The following is a 20,805-nucleotide window of genomic DNA, read 5'->3' on the forward strand; positions in this document are numbered from 1 at the left end:
GCCTCTAACAACATGAAGCTGCAGTCCAACTGAAAGTCAGACCTCATCTAAAAGATGCCCCAAATGAAAGTCAACACCGCTGAAAGCTTGTTTCGCCTTCAGCGGTGTTGAGTACTCAGAAGCCAAGCCATCCCAGAATTTCAGGATGTATGAATACCGTTCAGTGTTATCAGGGCTGCACGAATTATTGCAGTGTCAGCTGAGTGCGAATCTCGCTTACCAGTCGCTGTAATGCCTGTTCCATAGCCTGGATTTCGTCTTCAGTCGGAATCCGTTGCTTTTTGACAGCCAGCTCAACGGCCTTGGCGGCATTGTGCAATGGCATGGCACAGATACTGCCAGAAGCGCCTTTCAACGAGTGGCTGATTAGTACAGCCAGATCAAAATCCTGTTTTTCAACAGCGTCACGGAAGCGCTTGGCATCATGTTGGTGCTCATCACTGAACATCGTCAGGAAATGCGCCACGATGTCGTGATCGTCATCCATCATATCCAGCACTCCACTGACATCCAGCTCCTGAAAATGCTTATCAGCCAGCGTCACAGGTGGCGACATCTCATCTAGATTGTTATTCATGGCATCCTCTGATGTGTCAGCAGTCAAAGTGCGTGGCTTGTCAGCCAGTGCACATTCACAGTCTGATCCTTCAGGCTCAGATTGCGTTTGGCCGTATGACGGGGAAGACAAGTGTGATCCGGCTGTTGCGGTCGGAAACACAAGTGTTTGGTCGTTAGTTTGCTGCTGGTCTTGCAGCGGCTCGGATGCCGTCTCAGGGGGGAGGTCGGCATAGTGCAGTGTATTGGCCTCAGCATGCAGCGTAGCCATCCGGGTGATTGGGTGTTGGTAACGTTGCAGGGCATCAACCAGCTTACGTTCATCCAGCGGTTTGGTGATAACGCATTCAGCCCCGGCGTTAATCATGTTGCGCTGTGTTTCGGCAAACACATCGGCGGTACAGGCAAAAATTGGGGTCGCGCAGGCCGGAGGCGGCAGTTTTCGGATACGTTGAATCGCTTCAATCCCATCCATGACCGGCATGTGGTTATCCATCAGCACCAGATCAAACGCGTACTGCTGCATGGCATTGAGGGCATCGGCACCGTTTTCGGCGATAGTGGTAATAAAGCCCCGCTGTTTGAGGAAGGTATCGATGATCATGACGTTCAGATGGTTGTCTTCTACTATCAGTACCCGTAACCCGGCAAAAGCCTGGCGATCCAGCTCGATATCTGAGGAGTCTTCTTTGACGTAGTTGCCTTCACGGACCTTGAGTGTGACGGTAAAGCACGAACCGACACCTTGAACACTGCTCACGGTCACGTCACCGTTCATCAGGCTCGCAAGCTGTTTAACAATACTCAGCCCTAATCCGGTGCCGCCGAAACGACGGCTGGTGGATGCCTCTGCCTGCGCAAACGGGTCGAAGATCAGCCCGATCCTGTCTGCCGGAATGCCAATTCCAGTATCCTGCGTGATGATCGTGAGGATCAATTCCTTATCGGTGTCGGTCGGTGCCAGTTGCAACGTGACGTCGACTTTTCCCTTTTCCGTAAATTTGATGGCATTGCTGATCAGGTTGAACAGAATCTGGCGAATACGGGCCTTATCGGCATAGAACCATTGCTGCCGTTTGAATTGACACTGAATGGTAAAGTCGATGCCTTTTTCTTTGGCCAGCGAGAAGTAAGTACTCTCAATGGCACCCACCAGATCGGTAAAGCAGAAATGTGACGGGTCCAGTTTCAGTTGCCCCTGCTCAATTTTGGAGAAGTCCAGAATATCATTGAGCAGGGCCATCATGTGTTTGCCGGAGTCGAGCAGCGTGCGCAGATGTTGCTCCTGCTCTTTGCTCAGCGGTGTTTTGAGCAGTAACTGAGACAGCCCCAGCATACCGTTCATTGGGGTGCGGATCTCATGGGACAGGTTTGCCAGAAACACCGATTTGGCCCGATCAGCCGTTTCTGCTTTATGCAGTGCCTGATTGAGTCGTTGAGTATCCAGCGAGATTTTTTGCGCGCCCTGATTCAGCGCATCGTTCAGTACCTGAAATTCGTGCGGGCCACGGAAATTATCATTACGATCATAATTTCCGAGCTTGAACTGGGCTGCGAAACGGGACAGCCTCGCCAGCGGAACCGTGATGCGGCGGGTCAGTGTCAGGGCGAGAATAATGACCACAACCGCAGTAGCCAACAGTGCCAGCAGGAAGTAATGCTGCAGATAACCGATCACGGCTGTGACGGTATCTCTGGGCGTAATGGAAACCAGCGACCACTGCGGCAGGCCTGTTACACCAGCATGAACGGTGTCTAACGGGGCCAATGACACCACCATGGTTTGTCCTTCCGGCGTCTGGTAGCTCAGGAGTTCCGTCATCTCTTCATGGCGTTGACTCAGGCCATTTTGCTGGTAAAAGGCGGTGAATTGACGGAAAACAGCCAGCTTCTGCCCCTGATGTCGACCGGTCAGTACTGGCTTGCCCTGAGCATCAACCAGCAAGACGTAATCAATGTTTCGGATGTGTTTTTCCAGAAAGTGCAACTGACGATTGATTTCATTCAACTGGTAGCGAAGTACCAGAAAGCGGGAAACCCTGCCCGGGATGGTGTTGGTATCGATCTGCTTAATCGGATGGATCAGGTAAAGGAAGGCGTTGTCTGCATCATATTGGGGGGCAGACACGGCGATGGTCGGGGCAGCGTTCTGGTTATTCTGATTCTGAGTCTGGTTTAGCCCTTGGTTTTCGCTGGCTGGTGCGCTTATGGAGGAGAGCTGAAGCTGCGTGGAATCTGTTCCGGTTACTTGGGCAGATAGCGAAAGGGCATTCAGGGTTGATGTCAGATCAGGAAAGCCTGCCTGGGCCAGTGAGGCAAACAAAGCCTGCTCTGTCTGTTGAGCGCTCTGTGGAATATCGTTTTCGGTGGTGACGGAGCTGGCGGTCAGCGTTGGTTTACCACCTGTGGCCTGTTCCAGCACGTACAACTCACTCAGCGCCGGATCAACCCGGCTTTGCTCCGCAAGGTAAGCTGTAATGAAAGAATTCGGATCTGACATGTGCTTTGGAGCGAGTTCAAACACCGGCGAATGTGCCAGTTTCTGGATACTGATCATACGCCGGGACAGTAAGTCATCAATATGATGACCGGCCAGATTGGTACGGCTGTTCAGCCCCTGAGAAATCTGCTCAGTGGCGACGATTTTAAGTTTTTCACTGCTGACCCAGCTGTAGAGCAGGGCGGGAACAATCCCGATGAATAACATACTGCCCAGTAAGATAGGCTTAATTCGGTTGGGTAGAAAATTTACCAAGGCACACCCCAAAGTCCATTTCTGTGATGACTGTTGTCGTTTTTTTCGCCAAGACAACTCTATGGAGTGTGATACATAGTTCCGCAAAGGATCAATGTAATTTGTTGCTTTAGGGGGAGAAATACGATCTCCCCATCATTATTGTGCGGTCAGTCGTGAAATTAACTGAGCAGCTGCTCAAGAGTAAGGGGGGCGCAGATCAGACCGACTTTCTGGGCCGGAGTCAGGCCGCTTTTGTCCTGATGGCACAGGTTGTGCCAGGCGCGGTAAATATCCATGAGAGGTAACAGGCCGCCCGGTCTGAGTTTACGGCGTGGCTCATTGATCAGCTGGCTGAACTGATCCTGGAAACGTTGCTGGTAATCTGTGATCACATCATGGTGTGCGATAGCCAGCCACTTGGCCTCGTTGTCTTTTTCACCACCCAGATGGCAGATTCCTTTGCTGATATCACCGTGACGGGTAAACGCCCAGCGATCGCGCCACCACCCCATCAGCACGATATCAATTTTACCGGCGGTCTGGCCGTGCTCCCAGTCCGGATCGGTTTCCACATAGACCGGATGAATGGTCTTGTTTTTGACCCGCTCTCGGAAAACTGAAATACAGGCAGAGCGCAGCAGGGGTTCCTGTGGCATGTAGATGGCCAGTTCTTCGTTATCTTCCAGCATTTCCTGCAGGTGCATGTAATGGGCATACACTGTGTATTGCGGACGGATCAGACAGCCTTTGGTCGGGTAGTTCAGGCGGGCTTTGTCTGACAGCGGGTCTTCCAGGTTAGGACGGGACATGACCTCGCGGTAAATGGCATCAATGCGTGCCAGTAGCGCAAGGGGTTTTGGTGTCGGTACAATTGCCAGCCGTGCTGCCGGAGGCGCCATAAAACGCGTTCCGTTGGTGTAAGGGTCATGGTGTTCGCTGCGGCTGTCCGGGTCGGTTGCCTGATAGTTGATGTCCTGCGCCAGCACATAGCCTGAACGCGCTTCACAGCTGGCAATCCACTGCACGCCGTTATCACTTTTGGGCTGCAACTCACTGATATCAGATGCCAGGGAAAGGTGAGCACTATGCTTGCACAGGCGGGCATCAAACATCGCCAGTTGGCGGCGGCAGCGACTGGCAATATGGGAAAGCTGATCGTAAAACGATTTGGGATTAAGGCTCAGGCGGCGACAGATGTCGCGAACGCTGTAGCCGGTAAACAGCATGGCCAGCAGCTTTTGCTGGGTCTGATTTTTGGCGTTAAACCCGGACCAGCGGTCAACGAAGGTTGCCTGGCAGCATTTGCAACGATAACGCTGGCGATCACCGCTGAAACCAAACGCATGATAAAGATGGCGGTGGGTCAGTACCGGGAGACCGAAGTTTTCGCAGTCCGGATGACTGCAGGCTGGCAGGCCGCTGTTCTGCTGCTGTTTAAGGCGCATCACTTCAGCGATAACATCGTGATTATTGATAATTGGCGGAAACGCACCGCATTCCCGGCACACCAGAATCGGCTTGTTGGGATTGTTGCGCTGCAGCACATAATGCTCTGTGTCGGTTGAGCCAAAGTTGACGCAACTTACCGTTTTGCAATGATTCAGCTGGTGCCCGTTACATGATTCAGGCAGCAGGGACGTGTGATTGTTGGTGCGGCACATATTCTTCATGTCTACCTAACTAATTCCTTCAGCTCGAGCAACAGACAAGTGCCTGTTCAGGGTCAGGTGTCGGGGGGAGGTGTCGATCCGGAGTGGGTCCCCGGCTCGACACCATTAGTGCCTACAAGTCGCAGTGGTCATTTCGTCCGCACGGCGGCTGATTGCCACCGTTCAAATTGTGTAAGACGCCACATTTTACAGAATATTGAGCAGCGGAGTCGTGGCCCCTGCATCCTTGTAGAGACTAACTATTCTGCGTTTCAGTCATATCCATACTCACAGAAACACCGCTTCAGCAGCTTCCACGCTTCTATGGTTATGGATATGCCTTCCCAAGGGGAAAATGTGGTCGACGTATCGGGGGGAACGTCGACCACTGGTGAAGACTCTTCGCCGTTAAGCTGTTATCGATAGACTGCTACCGATAAGCATCTTGGTTGGGATTACAGCTTGATCGCTGTTTCCAGTGCGACATTCATCATTTGGGCAAATGATTTCTGACGCTCTTCTGCACTCAGTTTTTCACCACGCTTAATGTGGTCAGATACCGTCAGAATCGTCAGGGCTTTTGCGCCCAGTTCTGCCGCTACGCCGTAGATACCGGCGGCTTCCATATCCACACCCAGGATGCCCAGTTTTTCCATCTTGTCGAACAGATCCGCTTCCGGGCTGTAGAACAGGTCAGCAGAGAAAACGTTACCGACACGCACAGGCACGTTTTGCGCACGTGCTTCGCTCACTGCAGTTTCCAGCAGACCGAAATCTGCAATGGCGGCGAAGTCATGGTCGCTGAAACGGATACGGTTAACTTTGGAGTCTGTAGATGCACCCATACCGATGATGACATCCATCAGCTTCACGTCATCATGCACGGCGCCGCAGCTGCCGATACGAATGATGTTTTTCACACCAAATTCTTTAATCAGTTCGTGAACATAGATTGAGCACGAAGGGATACCCATACCGTGGCCCATAACAGACACTGGCTGGCCTTTGTAAGTGCCGGTGTAACCGAACATGTTGCGCACATCACAAACCAGTTTGACATCATCAAGGTATGTCTCGGCAATGAATTTTGCGCGCAGTGGGTCGCCTGGCATCAGGACCGTTTCTGCAAAATCACCACGTTCAGCATTAATGTGTGGGGTAGCCATAGTTCACTCCAGATTCTGTTGTCTTTTCGTCAGTGACGGAAATTTAAGAGAAAAATCGTTCAACGATTGATTGATACGCGATACCGCCAAGGTAAACACCAACAATGCCCATGATTCCCGGTAGCACAGGAGGTGCAGGAAGAGGCAGCTTAACCGCCGAGAAAAATAGACCAACAATTAATCCTGCAACCATTGCAAGCAGAATCTCGCTCATGTGTTTACCCTCTAGCTTTGTGTCGTACTAAATAGTCGGCTTAGTGTGGCTGCTGTATCGCGCCTTTGTAATGTTCGCCGTTGTTGAGAGAAGTGTAAGCAAGGCTGTCACCCCTTCTCGCGATCACGATCACATTTTGCTGTCCTTTTAAGCAAAAATCACCCATTGATTACTAATTCTGTTGAAAAGGCGAGGGGTATCGTTTGCGCAAAACAGCCTGAAAAACCGCCATCTGGAGGCGGTAAATATTATTATTCTTTTAATTTTCATATCATTAATGATTATTGTGAATCTGGAAAGTAATGTATGAACCTGAATGTAACAAGGATGAAATTTTGTGATCTTGTAATGCATTTCATTTTTCTGAAGCACATGAATTGAGTTAAAACTGCCCATTAATTGACCGGAGGGATAGAGCTATGCCCAGCCGCAGGTGGTTCTGAAGTGTCTGTTTCGGTGGCCTTTTCGGTATCTTTGGCGGGCAGAGCGGTATCAGATATCGCACTGGCCGGGGCGGCGGTACGCTGACTGAAAATGGTTTTTCCTTCCTTTATTGTTTCCAGTACTCGGATCTCCCTCAGCATGCCCGGGGCGATGGTGAGTGGATTGTCGGACAGGATAACCATGTCAGCCAGCTTTCCCGGGCTGAGGGAGCCTTTGGTGTCGTCTTCAAAAAACTGATACGCCGCCTGAATCGTCAGGGCTTTCAGGGCGGTGTCCGGATCAATTCGCTCATCCGGTCCGAGGATCACTCCGCTTTGGCTGAGTCGGTTTACGCTGCTCCAGATCGCCAGCAGGCTGACTGGCAAGTGCTCAGTGGATTGAGGAGCGTTGTTGCTATTGTTATTACCGCTACCGCTACCGCTACCGTTACCGTTATCGTTACCGTTACTTTCGCTGTCGCTGTCGCTGTCGCTGTCGCTGTCGCCGTCGCTGCGGGGCGGGTTATTACCGTTTGTGGTGCTGTCTTGTGACTGTGGTGGCAACTGGCAGTGATTAGAAAAAGGGAGGTTCAGGGTTTGCGCTGACTTCATCGGGCTCTGAAACTCACCTGATGCCTGGCCAACGTACTGTAAATCGGCATCGCCCTGCAGGTAAATTTGACTGCTGTTGAAGCAGGGAATGAGCCCCAGTTTGGCAAACTGCTCAAGCTGATTACGCCGCATAAACCGCGAGAACAGCACAACATGGCGCTGGTTTTGCTCGGCGCTGAGTTTTACTTCATAGGCAACCTGAATAATCGCGTCAATGGCAGCGTCACCGACTGCATGGGTAAACACCTGCAAATGACGTTTTATGGCCTGACGGTAAAAGGCGGCGAGTTCACTGAAGGGGATGAGCGGTTCGCCGCGCCAGTTCTCCGGTTTACCGGGTGCGGAATGGTAGGGCAAGGCCAGCCAGGCCGATAGATCTCTGCTGTCACCGTCCAGTACCAGTTTCACGCCTCCCAGTTTCAGCCGGCGTCGGTAACTGCCAAAGGACCAGCTTTTGTCTTTCAGTAAGGCTTCTGCGTCGCTGTACAGTGGCAGTGCGATGAAATCCAGGCTCAGCTTGTCACTCAGTGCCGCATCTTGCAGTTGTTTCACACTGGCGGTATCAGCATAGCCGTCAACCACCGTTGTGAAGCCTTGACTGGCATACGCATTTTGCGCCGCTTCCATTGAACCCATTGTGGCCACTTCTGCTGCGAGCAGGGTGTGGGAGGCATAAAAACCCGGCAGCAGGGTTTGCCCGTTTAAATCGACGACGCGGGTGTGATTGCCCTTGTGCCGCAAAACCCCATCCTGGGTCCCAATGGCTTGGATTTTGCCATCCCGGACGGACAGGGCGTTGGCGGTAGGAGGATCGGCCATGGTCAGAATGGTGCCATTGAGATAAATCGTGTCAGCGTCCGGGGATGGGCCCAGGTCGCAGGCATTGAGTAGAGCAAGAAAACCAAGCAGGCAGGTAAACCTGAAAACTGCGAGCATCAGAGAAGCTACCTCAGGAACCATAATGGTATAAGCATAGGCGATGGTTTCGCAGTGAGCACCGGCAAGGAAATTGTCTGTGAAATTGGTAATTTGGCATGATTGGAACTACCAATTAAGGGGACGAGACGTTCCCGTCAGCGTGGTCTGAACCGTTACCACACTCCTGGCGATATGAAGATATTTTTAGCTTTTCAGCTTGTACCGCAGCATTTCGAGGGACAGAAATCATGAAACAGTACGCAGCAGGTTTGTTGCTGATCGCGGCGATGCCCGCCTCAGCCGATATTTGGGGATTCAGTGTCGGCGCCAGTGCTGGGGCCGCCAGAATTGAATATCAGGGGAACGACGATTACGGTTACGAATATGGGGTTCACGCTTCGTATCCGTTCAACGATTTTCTCAGCATCAATGCCGGAGTGGTGCAGGGCAGCGCAGAAGTCGATGCCCGGGGGCAGTCGGCTAAAAATGACATTGACTACACCGCTTTTCCTCTCACGCTGCGGGGCGATATTCCTCTACTGATTGGCTCTGTGTACGCCAAAGCTGGCACGAACTACTATGACTACGATGTGGACAACCCGGTCACAGGCAAAAGTGATGACGGCTGGGGCTTTACCGGCGGTGCCGGTGTGGTCTTTACCTTGCTGCCGATTGTCGACATTTCCCTTGGCTATGAGTACCGCGAAATGGGGGCTGTGAAGAACAATGCGATCCTGCTGGGAATTGGTGCGAGCCTGTAATGTCCCGCGCATAGTGAGTATTCCAAGGTTTGGCTGAACTCCTATTATCAGAAAGCGGTTTCAAAAAGCCGGTTCACAACGTTGGAACGGTTGCGAGTTTGTGCCGTTGCAGTTCGCACCGTAAGCGAAGCCGGTCTTTGTGCTGAAGGCCGTTTTCGAACAGTGGCATGGGGTAATGACGAAGAAAATAGTCCGGTTCTACCGCAATAACCCGGAATCCGGCGCGCTGATAAAAGGTCAGCTGGTGGCCGAACGTGCCGGTTCCCAGTTCCAGGTAGCGAATCCCCTGAAGCTTCATGGTTTCCATGATTTTCTGCAGGAATACACTGCCCAGCCCCTGATTCTGAAACGCCGGTTCGATGGCGATGTTCATCAGCTCAGCCTGTTGTGCCGACTGCATTTGGATAGCGCAAACCCCAATCATCACAGTTGGTTTCGCATCTTTTTGCAGTTCCGCTCCCCAAATCAGGCAGTCAGGCAAATACGTCTGAATCATGGCCGTTGAAGGATCGGCTTCCAGCAGTAAGTTCATTGGTGCTTCTGCCGGAGCCAGGGCGCGCAGCTGTAATGATGATACATCCACTGTGGGTGGCTGAGCGTTGTGATTTGGCGTTGCACCTGGCTGCGATACAGCTTTTTCAGCTGAGTCAGAAGAGTCGCGATTAATCGGTGGCATAGTCGTCGTTTCCCGTGCGGTGACATAAAGTATCCGGATTCTGAGCTGACACATCAGAGACAGAGTACGGCGTGTATAATGACAGGTATTCAGGACAGGTTCAGCGAAACGCCGCAATTTGTGACATTGTGACGTAAAGTCATGATGTAAAACAAGGTTTTGATCAATGATGCCCGACACGCACTCTTATACAATAATCAGAAAGAGAAGGCGCTCACCGGAGGAAAGCCATGACCAACTATGAACACTATCAATCCACAGTCGACCAGGTAAACCGGGTGATTCTTGAGGAAGTCAGTCAACCCTGGAAAATCCGGCATCATGATGCGTTAGCTGCGGATGAATGTGTGGTTAGCATGGTGGCACCAACTGGGACGGTTTGCCAGCACCTGAACCTTTCTGCGGAGCAGGCCCAAAGTTGCTGGCCGGATCAATCGGTTGTAGGCAGGCAGGTCATTGAATATATCGTTCGCGGAGCAGCAAGGCTGGCACCACTGCGTCAGAGCGCTTTTCGAAATAACTTCCCTCACTGGCTGGATCATGGCCTGCAACAAATTCACGATTTGACGTCGTCTAAGTCCAAAATTGAAACCTTTCTGGATGATCCCGGTTATCCCTATCCGAGTCAGGTCAATATTGGTGGCAACTACCTGCCTTGTTGGGTGTGGGGCGCTCAGGGTAATGAGCTGGCGATTTCAGTGATTGACCGCCGTACCGGCCATTTTGCCGACCCTAAAAATATTGCGCCGGAATTGCTGATTGATCGTGAAAAATGGTTGGGCGCACAAGTGATCGATTCGGTAGATGAATCCATTGAAACTATCCGTCATTACATTTCAGAGTTAATCCATCAACAACGGGAAAGCTTGCCTGATGAGCCAACGCTGGCAGATGCGATCCAAAACCCGACCACATCAACTCTGAGCCCGGTGCTGAGTGTGGCGTTGTTTATGGCGATCGTCGTCGGCTTTTTTGTGACTTTTAAATGGCTGCTCGGATTCTGAGTCCGCAACGCCGTCATGTGAGTGTGGTGATAATTGGCATTGGTGACAATTGGTATTAGTGACTTTTTTCGCTAAAATCGCCCGGTTATAGAGATTTAATCATGCAGGACATGACTCATGCATAATTTGACACTGCTCTCTGATGCAGAGCGAAACCGGATAGAGTTGGACAAACAAGCCGCTTATGCCGTTTGGCAGGTGAAACAGGCCAAAGTCGGATATGAGGTATTTGCCGAGATCGCGAATAAGATTGACGACGATGACGAACGCGAGTTTTTCGAACAGGCGGTCATGAAATATAAGCAGCAGATGGGGCTGTAAACCGTGTTGCAGCGGTATCGCTAGCTTCGGTGTGAACACTTTCGTACTGCTGCATGGGGGATTGCCGCGTGCAAATCAGTAGATGCTAACCGTGGAATGCAGCTTGTTGAGTATTGTCCATCTGGTTGCATTTACACAGATCATGATATTAAGGCGCTACAGGCGCCTTTTTTGATGCAGTTTGGTATGTTACTGCCAGGGTTTCGATACCATTCCGGTTTTTAGAGCATCAGCCCGAACCGTGTAAACAGGGCAAGGAAAAAAGAATGAGCACAACCAAGAAAGTTCTTGTTGTCGATGACGATCAGGACATCCGCGAACTGCTGGATGAATATCTGACCAAAGCCGGTTTTAATGTGACGACGGCAGCGGAAGGGGAAGAAATGAAACGCCGTCTGGCAATGGGATATCCGGATCTGATTTTACTGGATGTCATGATGCCGGGGGATGACGGTTTCACCCTGTGCCAGTACATTCGCAAAACGTCTGACGTTCCTATCATTATGCTGACAGCCGTCTCTGATGAGATGGATCAGATCATCGGGCTGGAGCTGGGCGCCGATGACTATATTGCTAAACCGTTTAGTCCCCGCCAGCTTATGGCACGTATCAAGGCGTTGTTGCGCCGGGTAAAGCCAACCGAGGCACAGCAGATGCCGACCGCTCCCAAGTCGATCCGTTTTGCCAACTGGCGTCTGGATACGGCGGCACAGCGACTGTATGACCTGGATAAAGGCAAAGATTATGAGCTCAGCGGCGGTGACTTTGCGTTGCTGATGCTGTTTCTGACCCGACCGAATGAGGTGTTGGATCGGGATACCATCTCTTTTGCCACTCGTGGGCGAGAAGCCACACCGTCAGCTCGCGGCATCGACGTGCAACTGAGCCGACTGCGTCAGCGTCTGGGTGACAAAGGCAACCAGCAGCGACTGATCAAAACCATCCGAGGAAACGGCTATTCGTTCAACGCCGAAGTGATTTACGAAGAATAAGTACGGTACAAAGCATTAGCACGACTGTGCCCGCAACGAAGGCCTGAGACGATGAATTTGCGAAAACTGTGGCCAAAATCTCTGTTGGCTCGCACCCTGTGGTTCACCTTATTGGCGGTCTTTCTGGCCCAGATGATCGCCACGATTATCTGGTACGGGCAGTCTAAACAGCGCGATATTGCCGGTCTGGAATCCGCATCGGCCAGCATGGCGAACATGTTTGCCTCGACGGTCACTTTCTTCCAGTCCCTGCCGCTTGAGTACCGTCATATTGTGCTGGATCAGCTGCGTAATATGGGAGGCACGCGCTTTTTCGTCTCCTTTAACGAAGAAGAAATCCGGATTGACCCTATCCCGGATTCGCTGATGAAAACCACGGCAGTCAGGGTGTTCGAAGATGTTTTACATGAAAAACTTCCCCGCCTGGATGTGATTCGGGTGGAGTTCTCTCGTCCGGAAACCTTACATGTCCTGAAAAATGACATTCTGTTGAGCGATCTGCCACGTTCCTGGGCGCACTATACCCTCAGTCTGGAGCCGTTGAATCCACCGATTCTGGTGGTACAGCTTGAGCTGGCTGAAAATGAATGGCTGTATATCGCAGCTTTGTTGCCTGCGCCGTATGTCAGCCTGAAAGATGAGTTTATTACCAGCCAGCAGGTGTTGTTTATGGTGTTTATCACCACCCTGTTGTTGCTGTTTACCTTCTTTATGATTCGTCGCCAGACCCGGCCGCTCAAACGGCTCGCCTATGCTGCCAACGCGATGAGCTTTGATATTTATCAGCCGCCGCTGAAAGAAGAAGGGGCCAGTGAGTTGGTGACGGCGACTCGCGCTTTTAACCGGATGCAGTTGCGTGTTCGTCGATACATTGATGATCGCGAACACCTGTTTTCTTCTATTTCACATGACCTTAAAACCCCCATAACTCGCTTGCGCCTGCGGGCTGAGCTGATTGATGATGAAGCCAAGATCGAGAAATTTAACCGCGATCTGGATGAGCTGGAGATGATGGTGAAAGGGGCGCTGCAAACGGTGAAAGATACTGATTTGCACGAGAACCTGACCGAAGTGGATGTCAACGAGCTGCTCCATAGCATTGCCGAACGTCATAACCGTGGCCATGTCAAAGTGCATCTGCCGGATACTCCGATTGCCCCATTGATGGGTAAACCGCTGGCGCTCAAGCGTTGTTTCAGCAACCTGATTGATAATGGGGTGAAATACGGCCATGAAGTGCACTTGATCATTAAAGACGAGAAAAGCTCGCTGATTCTGATCATTAAGGATAACGGACCGGGTATTCCGGAAAAAATGCTGGAAGCGGTCTTTGAACCCTATGTTCGTCTGGCAAAAGATGACGAGGGGCACGGTCTCGGTATGGGGATTGCGCGTAACATCATCCATGCTCATGGTGGCGATATGGCTATCCACAATGCTGTGGATGGCGGTTTAGAAGTGAAGGTGTTTATCCCGCGCCTGATGAAAGAAGAATAACTGAACATGAAACGACCTCGCACTCTGCTTGCATTGTGGTTGGCGTGTAGCACGACCAGTGTGACTGCCGGTGATGTGGAGATTCTGCACTGGTGGACATCCGGCGGAGAAGCCAATGCCGCAACTTATCTCAAGGACAACATTGAAGCGCGCGGCCATCACTGGAAAAACTTTGCCATTGCCGGTGGTGGCGGTGAAAGTGCCATGACGGTGCTGAAAACCCGTGCGGTATCGGGCAATCCCCCATCGGCAGCCCAGCTGAAAGGGCTGGATATTCAGGAATGGGGACGCTTAGGTTTTCTGAGTGATCTCAGTGTTGTGGCCGACGAGGCGCACTGGCCGGAAGTGGTGCCAGACGTGGCACGCCGGATCATGCTGTACAACGATCAGTATGTGGCTGTCCCGGTCAATATCCACCGGGTTAACTGGTTATGGGCCAATCCGGCCATACTGGCCAAAGTCGGAGTGGAAGTCCCTCGTACCCTGCCTGAGTTTTTTGCTGCGGCAGACAAAATCAAACAAGCGGGATATATTCCGCTTGCGCACGGTGGTCAGCAATGGCAGAACGTGACGCTGTTTGAGACAATTGCATTGGCGGTGCTGGGCGCGGAGGGGTATCAACGGGCCTTTGTGGATTTGGATATGAGTGTGCTTTCCAGCCCGAAAATGGTCGAGGTGTTTCGCCAGTTTCTGCGGCTGAGGGACTATATTGATCCGGGCTATCGTGGGCGGGACTGGAACAGCGCCACTGAAATGGTCAGTCGGGGCGAGGCCGCGATGCAGATTATGGGGGATTGGGCCAAAGGGGAATTTGCCGCAGAAGGGCTAAAGCCGGGGCAGGATTATCTGTGTGTGGCAGCGCCCGGCACTGTAGGACAGTTTACCTACAACATTGACAGTTTTGCCTTTTTCAAGCTGACGAACGAGGCCGATATCAAGGCCCAGCAGGATCTTGCCCGTATCCTGCTCGACAAAACGTTTCAGGTTGGGTTTAACCAGCGCAAAGGGTCGATCCCGGTTCGGATGGATATGGACATGACGCCATTTGACCAGTGTGCCCGAGACTCCATGACAGTGTTCCGGGAGAGCTTAACAAACGGTGGCCTAGTGCCGAGTCTGTCGCAGGGTATGGCCTCGACCAGTTATGTACAGGCCGCGATTTCTGATGTAGTCAGTGATTACTTCAATGCCAAGGCGGCCGATCCGGAGCAAGCGGCACAGCGTTTGGCTCGCGCGGTCAAATCCGCGATGTAGCCAGATTGAGCTGGAACTATTTGGTGGTAATTATTGTAAACAACACACGCTAGTTGCCTATTTTCCTTATACTTATAGCCAGAAGTCGTCAATGAATGCCGTTGCGTTTCCGTTGCGGAGAGTGCCGGGATACTGGCGCGAGTTTGGGGAGAGAAGGCAATGAAACTGTTGTTTTTGCTTCGTCATGCAAAGTCGTCCTGGGATGATCCATCGCTCGAAGACCATGCCCGCCCGTTGAGTAATCGCGGACTGAAAAATATTCCAAAGATGGTACACCGCCTCAATGCATGGCAGTGGGGACCGCAGCTGATCCTGACCAGCTCCGCGCTGCGTGCGAGTGAAACGGCCGGGTTATTTGCCCAGACGCTGTACAGCCGTCCGAAGCTTGAGGCTCGCGAGGAACTTTATACTGAATCGGCGTTTGAGTTGATGGATGTGATCCGTTCCTGTACCAATGTCGCCGATCGGATAATGCTGGTGGGCCACAATCCGGCGATCACCAACTTGGCACAGATGCTCGGGCTCAAAGCCGATTCGATTCCGACGTGTGGTGTGGTGGTGTTTGCGTTTGAAGTTGACTGCTGGAGTGCGATTGATTCCGGGCAGGCGACAGTCCTCTATTTTGACTACCCAAAGCGCGCCCGTCCTCAGCCGGAAGAGCTGATGGGTGACTGATTTTTACCAATCATTGGTGTTATTTGGCTGAAAGTTGCGCAAGCGGTTGGTTTTTCTAAAATTCAGGGTTTACAAGCTAGCCGTCCCCCGTTATTATTCGCCGCAATTACGGAGAGATGGCTGAGTGGTTGAAAGCACCGGTCTTGAAAACCGGCATACGTTAATAGCGTATCTAGGGTTCAAATCCCTATCTCTCCGCCACATTCTGGAAATTGGGCGAAAGCCGAATTTCACAAAGAATTGGAGCGGTAGTTCAGTTGGTTAGAATACCGGCCTGTCACGCCGGGGGTCGCGGGTTCGAGTCCCGTCCGCTCCGCCACTACAACGAAGCCTCGTCAGAAATGACGGGGCTTTTTTGTTTGTGTTGGGGGTTAGGTTTGCCCTGCGGTCAAATGAGTCCCGCTGGATCGCCAGCCCGGCCGTTCCGCCACGACAGCGAAGCCTCGTCAGAAATGATGGGGCTTTTTTGTTTGTGTTGGTTTAGGTTTGTCCTGCGGACAAATGAGTCCCGCTGGAGCGCCAGCCCGGCCGTTCCGTCACGACAACGAAGCCTTGTCAGAAATGACGGGGCTTTTTTGTTTGTGTTGGGTTTAGGTTTGTCCTGCGGTCAAATGAGTCCCGCTGGAGCGCCAGCCCGGCCGTTCCGCCACGACAACGAAGTCTCGTCAGAAATGACGGGGCTTTTTTGTTTGTGGTGAGTTTAGGTTTGTCCTGCGGACAAATGAGTCCCGCTGGAGCGTCCACCCGGCCGTTCCGCTACGACAACGAAGCAGGATCAAGCCGTTTTAAGTTAAGTGGCTTGGTTAGGAGCTGGCTTACCGTTATGATTCGGCCATTCTCCTGGTGGGTGCCGGAATAAGGGTTTGCATGAAATCAACGATGACATTGTTAGGTTTGGGGATGTTGTTGGCCGGTTCAGTGATGGCGGCTGATACAAATGTCTCTGTTGAGTACCTGGCAACAAAAGGTAAAGAAGACAAGGCTGCGCGGCAGCTTATAGAGAAAAGCGGTATCAATGAAACGCTGACTGGGCTTTCTGACGCTTATTTTCCGTTTAAGGAAACGTTGACGGTAAGGTACGGCGGAGAAGAAGGACCGCTGTACGATCCAGAAACACATATTGTTTATATTCCTTACTCATTTGTGACCGAATCACTGCATTATTTTCGGGAAAATGACTACGAAAAACGGTTTGGAAAAGCGCCGAAGCTGGGGGCGATTGATACGGTGCTTCATACTTTACTCCATGAAGCCGGGCATGCATTTGTCGAAGACCACAATATTCCAGTGTTGGGCAAGGAAGAAGATGCTGTCGATAACTTTGCAACCCTGATGCTGATCAATTACGTGGAAGGTGGAGATGACGCCGCCATCAGTGCCGCAGATATGTTTGCGTTTGAGTCTGACGATCGCCCGGATTATTACGAACTCAGCGAATATATTGATGAGCACAGTTTCGACTTACAACGGTATTTTTCAACCTTGTGTCTGGTTTATGGTAGCGACCCTGAGAAACATAAGAATTTGCTGGATGAGGTCGAAAAAGAGGATCTTGCCGAGCGAAAAGAGTTATGTATAGCGCTTTTTCAGCAGTTGGATCACAACTGGCATCGCTATCTTGTCAGCAAATAGCGGCGTTATAGCTGAACATCACAGCCCGTTTAATGACCGTCCCCAAGCGGAGACGGTCTGAGTGCCAACGACTTAGCTTTTCAGAAGCTGCCAGTATTTTTCGTAGATATGGATGGCCGCGCCAATGTCATTGGTGAACTCGCCTTTTTCGATATCTTCGTCAGTTGGGAAAATGGTCTGGTTGTCCCGGACGTCCTGAGGCAGCAGCGCTTCTGCTTTGTCGTTGGAGGCAGGGAAACCGTACTCTTCGACGATTTTCACCTGATTTTCCGGCCGGTAGATAAAGTCGATGAACTTGTGCGCCAGGTCTTTGTTATCGCTGCCTGCCGGGATAATGAAGTTATCCATCCATAGAATCGAACCTTCTTTCGGGTAAATGAAGGCCAGCTCTTTCATCTCTTTCTGCGCCAGATAGGCATTACCGTTCCACTGCATGCCAATGTTGGCTTCACCGGTAATAAACGGGACGTGCGGGGCATCGGAGTTATAAACCACCACATTCGGGCGAAGTTTCAGCAGGTACTCATAGGCGGCTTTGACTTCGGCTTCATTGGTCGAGTTGATACTGTGTCCCTGTGCTTTCAGTGCCATGCCAAAGACATCACGCACATCGTCCAGCAGCATTACCTGCATGGCGAACTCTTTCTTCCACAAATCGTTCCAGCCTGAAACCTGCTCAGGCTTGATTACGTCAGAATTGTAAGCAATACCGGTCACGCCCCAGACGTATGGCAATGAATAGTCGTTGTTCGGGTCGAACTGCTGGCCCAGCAAACCCGGCTTAATGTCTTTCAGGTTTGGCAGTTTGCTCTTGTCAATTTTGGCCAGCATGCCTTCGCGCGACATCTTCTGAATAAAGTAAGTAGAGGCAAACGCCACATCGTAGCCTTTGTTATCCAGCAACTTCAGCTTGGTATACATACTCTCGTTATTTTCGAACGTTGAGTAGTTGATTGTGACGTTGTATTCCTTTTCGAATGCTTTCAGTACCTCAATCGGCATATATTCCGCCCAGTTGTACACATTCAGTACGTTGCTGGCCGCAGAAGCATTCAGTGTGGACAGTGCAAATGTAAGTGCAGTCACCCCTTTAATTACTTTATGCATGTTTTCATAGTCCTTTTAACAGGCAGAGTCCGTATTGACGAGGCGAATGATAGGATAGGGGGATACCTGTCAAAGGCGATAAGTCATTATTTTGAATCTCGTCTCGATAATAAATTGCTTGTCTGGGTAATGAACCCGTGACACCATGCGCGCCAATTTTCATAGGCACAATTTTGCGAGCAGCAGACATGGTTAAAGACAGTCAGTACATTGATAGTTATTATCAGGCGACCGTGACCCCTTTCCCGCAGCAACCTTCTCTGGATCAATCGGTTGAAGCCGATGTCTGCATCATCGGTGGTGGCATGACAGGTCTTTCCGCGGCCATTGAATTGCGCCAAAAAGGCTATTCGGTCGTGGTGCTGGAATCCCGTCGTCTGGCTTGGGGCGGATCTGGCCGAAACGGTGGCCAATGTCTGGTGGGCTATTGTCTGGGGCTGCGTGAAGTGGATGAAACCTATGGTCCGGAATGGGGCAAACAACTGTGGGATTTATCCTGTGAAGCCGTGGATATCGCCCGCGAACGCATCGAAACATTCAAGATTGACTGTGATTTCCAGCAAGGATACATCGAGTTAGCTCTGAATAAGAGTCAGGAAGCGGAACTGCAATCCTGGCTGGAGCTGAAACAGAGCCGGTATGACTATCCAAGCGCCAGCTGGTGGGACAAGGACGACATCAATCAGGTTGCCCACACCGAGCATTATCTCGGGGGATTGTTCGACGCCAATAGTGCGCACTTACATCCTCTAAACTATACCCTGGGTCTGGCTCGTGCAGCGCTGGAACTGGGGGCAACCTTGTACGAAAATACATCGGCGCTAAAAATTGAAAAAGGTCAGCCCCATGTAATTCACACCGATAAAGGCAGGGTAAAAGCCCGTCAGGTGTTACTGGCCTGCAATGCGTATCTGGATGGATTAGACAGAAAAGCGCAGAGTGTGGTGCTGCCGGTGGCGTCCTATATCGCAGTGACGGAGCCGCTGGGTGATCGCCAGCCGATCAGTAACAAGATGGCGATGTCTGATCTGAATAATTGCCTGGATTATTATCGTCCTACCGCGGATGGGCGGATTCTGTTTGGCGGCGTGAACCACCCGTTCAATGGGGAATATGCCGACTCTATGGAGCGACTGCGTCAACGCATGATCAAGGTGTTCCCACAATTGTCAGATGTCAGGATGGACTACCACTGGGGCGGGTTGTTCGCGGTGACCCGTTCGTACATGCCGCAGATCGATCATCTGGGTCACGATATCTACGTTGCACACGGTTACACCGGTCATGGCGTCGGACTCACTAACATTGCCGGTCGGGTTGTGGCCGAAGCGATGTCGGGCACTGCCGAGCGTTTCGATGTGTTTGCCAGAATCAAGCATGGCTGGATTCCGACCCCGAAGGTGCTGCGAACACCAGCGTTAGCACTGGCGGTGTGGAAAGCTAAGCTGGAAGATGCGCTGGAGCGCTGATCATTCCACGGGCACAGAGGGCAGCATGGGCTGCCTTTTGTCTTCTTGTTGCCCGGGTTTGTGCGTTGCCCTAAGTGGCCGGTTACTGGTTATGCGGCGAGTTGGCAATTTCTTCGCTCACCCAGTGCAGCAACTGTTTGATTGCCCGCGAGAGCACCTGATTCTGCCGCACAATATATCCCAGGCTGGTGGTCGGAAAATCCGGCAGTGGCGTAATGGTGCTTTTAAGGTTGAGTTTAGGGTGCAGCGAGAAAGCCGGTACAATCGCAATGCCAAACCCCGCCTCGGCCCAGTCAATCTGAGCATCGACACTTCCGACTTCCATGACCCGGTATTTGGGCAATTTCAGGCTCGGCAGCGCCAGATCGATCAGGTCGCGGGTACGGGTATCGTGCCCCAGCAGAATCAGGGTGGGTCCATCTCCCGAAGTATGGGGCGATTGCCCCCTGGCTTGCTGTTGCCAGTCAGCCAGTCCGTTTCCCAGGGCACACCAGCGTACCTGGCGTAATTCAGTAAAGTGCAGCGGCTGACTTTCTTTCTGAGCGATGACAAACCCCAGATCGGCCCTGGCACTTTTAACCAGCTCAGCAGCCTGACTGGACGTGGTGTTAAACAGCGACAGGTCGATCCCCGGAAACTCCCGCTTAAAAGACTGAAACGGTTTGATCAGCAGCAGGCGTGAAATAATGTCACTGGCGGCAATGGAAAGGGTGCCTCGACACAGGTCATTGATCGCGTTCAGATCGGCCTGACAGATCTGCAACTCCTGCAACGTTGACTGAGCACTTTGTAGTAAGCGCTCACCTGCTTGCGTCAGTCTGAAGGGGTTCCGTTCGATCAGTTTGACCCGGGTCGCCTGCTCCAGTTGTTTGATATGCAGACTGACATTGGGCTGGGTCATGTGCAGTTCGGAAGCGGTTTTACCAAAGTGCTCCAATCGTGCCAACGTCACAAATGTATTTAACCAGTGTAAATCGAGCATGCTTCCTCGCTTAATGTCCGTCGTTAGGCCGTGTACGCCGCCTCCTATTCTACCTTTTGTCCCACAAAATCCCATATGGAATTCTTATTAGCCCAATAACGATTATTAATTTTTCTTATTGGCTGAGCGGGCATAGCATAAGGGCTTCGAGATTAAGGAGAG

At 51.7% G+C, this 20,805-nt stretch carries 17 protein-coding genes and 2 tRNA genes; 11 read left to right on the top strand and 8 right to left on the bottom strand.

The window, feature by feature from the left end:
• Window positions 1-184: 184 nt before the first annotated feature.
• From FH974_RS16335 to FH974_RS16355, 5 genes are all read right to left on the bottom strand, one after another.
• The gene (locus tag FH974_RS16335; RefSeq protein WP_207103940.1) at window positions 185-3,310 is read right to left on the bottom strand and encodes an ATP-binding protein; all 3,126 of its coding nucleotides are present in this window, start codon (window positions 3,308-3,310) and stop codon (window positions 185-187) included.
• A gap of 161 nt (window positions 3,311-3,471) precedes the next feature.
• Window positions 3,472-4,962 carry a lactate dehydrogenase gene (locus FH974_RS16340; protein WP_047885191.1) on the bottom strand — a complete coding sequence of 497 codons (1,491 nt, stop codon included), beginning with the start codon at window positions 4,960-4,962 and terminating at the stop codon, window positions 3,472-3,474.
• A 434-nt stretch (window positions 4,963-5,396) separates the two neighbouring features.
• On the bottom strand, window positions 5,397-6,107 hold the full coding sequence (deoD, locus tag FH974_RS16345) for a purine-nucleoside phosphorylase (protein ID WP_047885190.1): 711 nt from the start codon (window positions 6,105-6,107) through the stop codon (window positions 5,397-5,399).
• Window positions 6,108-6,150: 43 nt separating this feature from the next.
• Window positions 6,151-6,321, bottom strand: a complete 171-nt coding sequence (locus FH974_RS16350; protein WP_047885189.1) for a XapX domain-containing protein — start codon at window positions 6,319-6,321, stop codon at window positions 6,151-6,153.
• Window positions 6,322-6,716: 395 nt separating this feature from the next.
• Window positions 6,717-8,291 (bottom strand): amidohydrolase, encoded by a 1,575-nt coding sequence (locus FH974_RS16355; RefSeq protein WP_207103941.1) that lies wholly within the window; start codon window positions 8,289-8,291, stop codon window positions 6,717-6,719.
• Between the two features lie 230 nt (window positions 8,292-8,521).
• Between FH974_RS16355 and FH974_RS16360 the strand changes: the two genes are divergently transcribed.
• Complete coding sequence (locus tag FH974_RS16360; RefSeq protein ID WP_047885187.1) at window positions 8,522-9,034, top strand: porin family protein; 513 nt, start codon at window positions 8,522-8,524, stop codon at window positions 9,032-9,034.
• A 73-nt stretch (window positions 9,035-9,107) separates the two neighbouring features.
• Here FH974_RS16360 and FH974_RS16365 read toward each other — a convergent pair whose 3' ends face one another.
• Window positions 9,108-9,710 carry a GNAT family N-acetyltransferase gene (locus FH974_RS16365; protein WP_084712551.1) on the bottom strand — a complete coding sequence of 201 codons (603 nt, stop codon included), beginning with the start codon at window positions 9,708-9,710 and terminating at the stop codon, window positions 9,108-9,110.
• A 230-nt stretch (window positions 9,711-9,940) separates the two neighbouring features.
• Here FH974_RS16365 and FH974_RS16370 point away from each other — a divergent pair, with 230 nt between their 5' ends.
• The 9 genes from FH974_RS16370 to FH974_RS16410 all read left to right on the top strand — a co-directional run bounded on the left by FH974_RS16370 (window position 9,941) and on the right by FH974_RS16410 (window position 17,085).
• The gene (locus FH974_RS16370; protein ID WP_047885186.1) at window positions 9,941-10,714 is read left to right on the top strand and encodes a hypothetical protein; all 774 of its coding nucleotides are present in this window, start codon (window positions 9,941-9,943) and stop codon (window positions 10,712-10,714) included.
• A gap of 117 nt (window positions 10,715-10,831) precedes the next feature.
• Window positions 10,832-11,035, top strand: a complete 204-nt coding sequence (locus FH974_RS16375) for a DUF3283 family protein (RefSeq protein WP_047885185.1) — start codon at window positions 10,832-10,834, stop codon at window positions 11,033-11,035.
• A 266-nt stretch (window positions 11,036-11,301) separates the two neighbouring features.
• Complete coding sequence (locus FH974_RS16380) at window positions 11,302-12,027, top strand: response regulator (protein WP_047885184.1); 726 nt, start codon at window positions 11,302-11,304, stop codon at window positions 12,025-12,027.
• Between the two features lie 51 nt (window positions 12,028-12,078).
• A complete protein-coding gene (locus tag FH974_RS16385; RefSeq protein WP_047885183.1) occupies window positions 12,079-13,524 on the top strand; it encodes an ATP-binding protein in 1,446 nt (481 codons plus the stop codon).
• A 6-nt stretch (window positions 13,525-13,530) separates the two neighbouring features.
• Window positions 13,531-14,778, top strand: coding sequence for an ABC transporter substrate-binding protein (locus tag FH974_RS16390; protein ID WP_047885182.1), 1,248 nt, complete (start codon window positions 13,531-13,533; stop codon window positions 14,776-14,778).
• Between the two features lie 159 nt (window positions 14,779-14,937).
• Window positions 14,938-15,453 carry a SixA phosphatase family protein gene (locus tag FH974_RS16395; protein WP_047885181.1) on the top strand — a complete coding sequence of 172 codons (516 nt, stop codon included), beginning with the start codon at window positions 14,938-14,940 and terminating at the stop codon, window positions 15,451-15,453.
• Between the two features lie 110 nt (window positions 15,454-15,563).
• A tRNA-Ser gene (locus FH974_RS16400) sits at window positions 15,564-15,654 on the top strand.
• Window positions 15,655-15,695: 41 nt separating this feature from the next.
• Window positions 15,696-15,772, top strand: a tRNA-Asp gene (locus tag FH974_RS16405).
• 548 nt (window positions 15,773-16,320) lie between these two features.
• Window positions 16,321-17,085, top strand: coding sequence for a DUF4344 domain-containing metallopeptidase (locus tag FH974_RS16410; protein ID WP_084712714.1), 765 nt, complete (start codon window positions 16,321-16,323; stop codon window positions 17,083-17,085).
• Between the two features lie 72 nt (window positions 17,086-17,157).
• Here the strand turns inward: FH974_RS16410 and FH974_RS16415 are convergent, their stop codons facing one another.
• On the bottom strand, window positions 17,158-18,192 hold the full coding sequence (locus tag FH974_RS16415) for an ABC transporter substrate-binding protein (RefSeq protein ID WP_207103942.1): 1,035 nt from the start codon (window positions 18,190-18,192) through the stop codon (window positions 17,158-17,160).
• A 188-nt stretch (window positions 18,193-18,380) separates the two neighbouring features.
• Between FH974_RS16415 and FH974_RS16420 the strand changes: the two genes are divergently transcribed.
• A complete protein-coding gene (locus FH974_RS16420; RefSeq protein WP_047887851.1) occupies window positions 18,381-19,661 on the top strand; it encodes an NAD(P)/FAD-dependent oxidoreductase in 1,281 nt (426 codons plus the stop codon).
• An 82-nt stretch (window positions 19,662-19,743) separates the two neighbouring features.
• Here the strand turns inward: FH974_RS16420 and FH974_RS16425 are convergent, their stop codons facing one another.
• Complete coding sequence (locus FH974_RS16425; RefSeq protein WP_047887852.1) at window positions 19,744-20,643, bottom strand: LysR family transcriptional regulator; 900 nt, start codon at window positions 20,641-20,643, stop codon at window positions 19,744-19,746.
• Between the last annotated feature and the right edge of the window lie 162 nt (window positions 20,644-20,805).

Origin of the sequence: Photobacterium ganghwense (genome assembly GCF_017329545.1) — a bacterium.
Lineage (GTDB): Bacteria > Pseudomonadota > Gammaproteobacteria > Enterobacterales > Vibrionaceae > Photobacterium > Photobacterium ganghwense.